At 73.1% G+C, this 3249-nt stretch carries 3 protein-coding genes; 1 reads left to right on the top strand and 2 read right to left on the bottom strand.

Going from position 1 to position 3249, the window contains the following annotated elements; translation table 11 throughout:
* Positions 1 to 104: 104 nt before the first annotated feature.
* Positions 105 to 938, bottom strand: coding sequence for a M55 family metallopeptidase (locus IH13_RS0126005; protein ID WP_031088378.1), 834 nt, complete (start codon positions 936 to 938; stop codon positions 105 to 107).
* A gap of 212 nt (positions 939 to 1150) precedes the next feature.
* Positions 1151 to 2152: an aldo/keto reductase gene (locus IH13_RS0126000; RefSeq protein ID WP_031088376.1), complete on the bottom strand. Its 1002-nt coding sequence runs from the start codon at positions 2150 to 2152 to the stop codon at positions 1151 to 1153.
* A gap of 116 nt (positions 2153 to 2268) precedes the next feature.
* On the opposite strand from IH13_RS0126000, the gene IH13_RS0125995 reads away from it, so the two are divergent.
* Positions 2269 to 3159: a LysR family transcriptional regulator gene (locus IH13_RS0125995; RefSeq protein ID WP_031088375.1), complete on the top strand. Its 891-nt coding sequence runs from the start codon at positions 2269 to 2271 to the stop codon at positions 3157 to 3159.
* The last annotated feature ends 90 nt before the right edge of the window (positions 3160 to 3249 follow it).

The raw sequence follows: 3249 nt of genomic DNA, 5'->3' as shown, positions 1-3249 counted from the left end.
TGCCGTCGCCGTTGTTGGTCGTGTCGATGCGGATCAGTTCCGAGGTGAACGTGACCGACTCGTCGAGCGCCCGCTCGTCCACGGGTCCGGACGGGTGCGTCGCCTCAGCCATACTGTTCCTCCACGGCGGCCGACACGATCGTCGTCACCGCCTTGAACGTGCGGATGCCTTCGTACATCGTCGCGCCGGTGTAGGCGACGCGCCGCTCGCCGCTCGGCGCCACGCCGGGGACCACCGTCGCGGCGGCGGCCAGATGCTCGGCGTCGAACTCCAGCTCCACGGTGAAGGGGCCGCCCTCCACCGGGGCCCTGCGCCCCGCGAGTGCGGTGGCCTCCTGGGCGGCCGCCCTGATGTCGGCGGCGGTGCGCGCCGGGGTGCGGCAGACGGCGGCGTACCGGGACACGTGGTCCTTCACCGCGACCTTGCGGGCGTCCGGGGCGTACAGCCCGGCGTCCACGCAGGTCAGGTCGTCGCCGGTGACGAGGACGACCGGGACGCCGTACTCGGCGGCGACGTGGGCGTTCAGCAGGCCCTCACTGGCGCGTACACCGTTCAGCCAGACGCCGGTGATGGAGTTGGCGAGGTAGGTGTGCGCGAGGACGCCCTCGGTGCCGGCACCGGTGTGGTAGCCGACGAACGCCACCGCGTCGACGTCGCCGTGCTGGATGCCCTCGACCATGGAGAGGGACTTGTGCTTGCCGGTGAGCATCTGGACGCGGTCGTCGAGCCGCTCCAGGAGCAGGTTGCGCATCGTCCAGTGGGCCTCGTTGACGAGGACCTCGTCGGCGCCCCCGTCGAAGAAGCCGAGGGCCGCGGCGTTCACGTCGGAGGTGAACAGGGAACGGCAGCGTTCCCACTGCGGGGTGCCCGGCAGCACGTCGGCCGGCCAGGTCACTCCGGTCGCGCCCTCCATGTCGGCGCTGACGAGGATCTTCACGATGCGCGGTCCTGTCACTGGTTCCGGGGGTCCCCCGACCGCCTGCGGCGGAAGAGGATCTTCGTGCCGCCTCACGGTACGCGCCGCGACGGCACCGGACCAGAGCCGTCGGCACCTGTCACTGGTCCAGTCCGGTGGAACCGGTGCCCGCCGCCCGCCGAAGGGCCCCGGACCGGGCGGCGGCGCCCGGTCCACAGGCCCCCGGCGGCCTCTCAGGAGCGGCCCGCGCCCTTGAGGAGCTCCTCGATCCGGGCGAGCTCCGCGTCGTCGAACTCCAGGTTGCGGACCGCCTCGACGCTGTTCTCCAGCTGGCTGACGCTGCTCGCGCCGACGACCGCGGAGGTGACCCGGCCGCCGCGCAGCACCCAGGCCAGTGCCATCTGCGCCAGGGACTGCCCGCGGTCCCCCGCGATCACGTCCAGCGACCGGAGCCGCTCCACCAGTTCGGGGGTGACGGCGTCGGCCGACAGGAAGGGGCTGTCGCCCGCGGCGCGCGAGCCCTCCGGGATGCCGTTGAGGTATCGGTTCGTCAGGAGGCCCTGTTCGAGCGGCGAGTAGGCGATGGAACCGGTGCCCAACTCGTCCAGGGTGTCCAGCAGCCCGTCCTCGACCCAGCGGTCCAGCATCGAGTAGCGCGGCTGGTGGATGAGGAGCGGGGTGCCCAGCTCGCCCAGGATCCGGGCGGCCTCCCGGGTCTGCTCGGCGGAGTAGTTGGAGATGCCGGCGTACAGCGCCTTGCCCTGGCGCACCGCCGTGTCCAGCGCGCCCATCGTCTCCTCGAGGGGGGTGTCCGGGTCGGGCCGGTGGGAGTAGAAGACGTCGACGTAGTCGAGGCCGAGCCGGCGCAGGCTCTGGTCCAGCGAGGAGCGCAGGTACTTCCGGGAGCCCCACTCCCCGTACGGGCCCTCCCACATGTGGTAGCCGGCCTTGGTGGAGACGACGATCTCGTCCCGCAGGTGGGCGAAGTCCGCCTTCAGGGCGCGGCCCATCGTGAGCTCGGCGGAGCCGGGCGGCGGGCCGTAGTTGTTGGCGAGGTCGAAGTGGGTGATGCCCAGGTCGAAGGCCCTGCGCAGGATCTGCCGCTGGCTCTCGGGGGTCCGGTCGCCTCCGAAGTTGTGCCACAGCCCGAGGGACAGCGCGGGCAGCAGCAGGCCGCTGCGCCCGGTGCGCCGGTAGGGCATGGCGGAGTAGCGGTCGGCGGACGGAAGGTACATACGAGCACTCCACGGGAGGGATCGGGAACGGGTGGTGCGGGCCCCAGCCTGACGGAGAACGATCCAGCGGTCCAACAGGAGATTCCGCTGGGATTCATCGCCTAGATTGCTCAATCATGGAACTGCGCCAGCTGGAACACTTCGTCGCCGTCGCCGAGGAACGGCACTTCACCCGGGCGGCCGAGCGGCTCGCCGTCTCCCAGTCCGGCCTGTCCGCGTCGGTGCGGGCACTGGAGCACGAGCTGCGGACGCCGCTGTTCAGCCGCACCACGCGCACCGTGCGGCTGACGGAGGCGGGGCAGGCCCTGCTCGTGGAGGCGGAGCGGACGCTCGCGGGGGCCCGGGCGGCACGGGACGCGGTCGACGCCGTACGGGGGCTGCTCCGCGGCAGGCTGACGCTGGGGGTCGAGCAGTGTGTGGCCGGTGTCAGCCCGGCCCGGCTGCTGGCGGCCTTCCGCCGGGAGCACCCGCACATGGAGATCCGGCTGCGCCAGGAGGGCACGTCCAGCCTGCTGGCGGGGGTGGCCGGCGGGCGGCTGGACCTGGCCTTCGCGGCCACCGTCAGCCCGCCGGAGTGGCGGGGCGAGCTGATGCCGCTCGCCCGGGAGCGGATGGTGGTGCTGTGCGCGCCGGGGCATCGCCTCGCGGGCGGGGCGCCGGTGGAGTGGGCCGGGCTGCGCGGTGAGTCCTTCATCGACTTCCACCCGGACTGGGGGCCGCGGCGGGCGGCCGACGAGGCCTTCGCCGCCGCGGGGGTGCGGCGCACGGTGGCGCTGGAGGTCAACGACGTGCACAGCCTGCTGGAGCTGGTGCACGAGGGGCTGGGGGTCGCGGTGGTACCGCACCACTTCTCCCGTAAACCGGAGGCACGTGGGCTGGGCGTGGCGGAGTTCGCCGGTGCGCACCGGCCGGGCTACGAGAGCGTGGTGGTGCTGCCGCCGGCCCGGAGCCTGAGTCCGGGGGCGAAGGCGCTGATGGCGCTGGTCCGCCAGGACGTGCCGCACTGAGCGTTCCCGCTCAGTCCGCCCCCGCCGGTCCGCCGAGTGCCTCGGCGAGAGGACCGTCCCCCTGGCCCGCCCCGCCGCAGGTGTCGGCGG

It is taken from the genome of Streptomyces sp. NRRL WC-3549 (assembly GCF_000721935.1).
Lineage (GTDB): Bacteria > Actinomycetota > Actinomycetes > Streptomycetales > Streptomycetaceae > Streptomyces.
The sequence above is the reverse complement of the archived record's forward strand: the minus strand, read 5'-3'. Positions and strand labels throughout refer to the sequence as shown.

Bases quoted from the DNA above. Each gene is read 5' to 3' on its own strand.
- IH13_RS0125995 (WP_031088375.1), top strand. From the start codon at position 2,269: ATGGAACTGCGCCAGCTGGAACACTTCGTCGCCGTCGCCGAGGAACGG.
- IH13_RS0126000 (WP_031088376.1), bottom strand. From the start codon at position 2,152: ATGTACCTTCCGTCCGCCGACCGCTACTCCGCCATGCCCTACCGGCGC.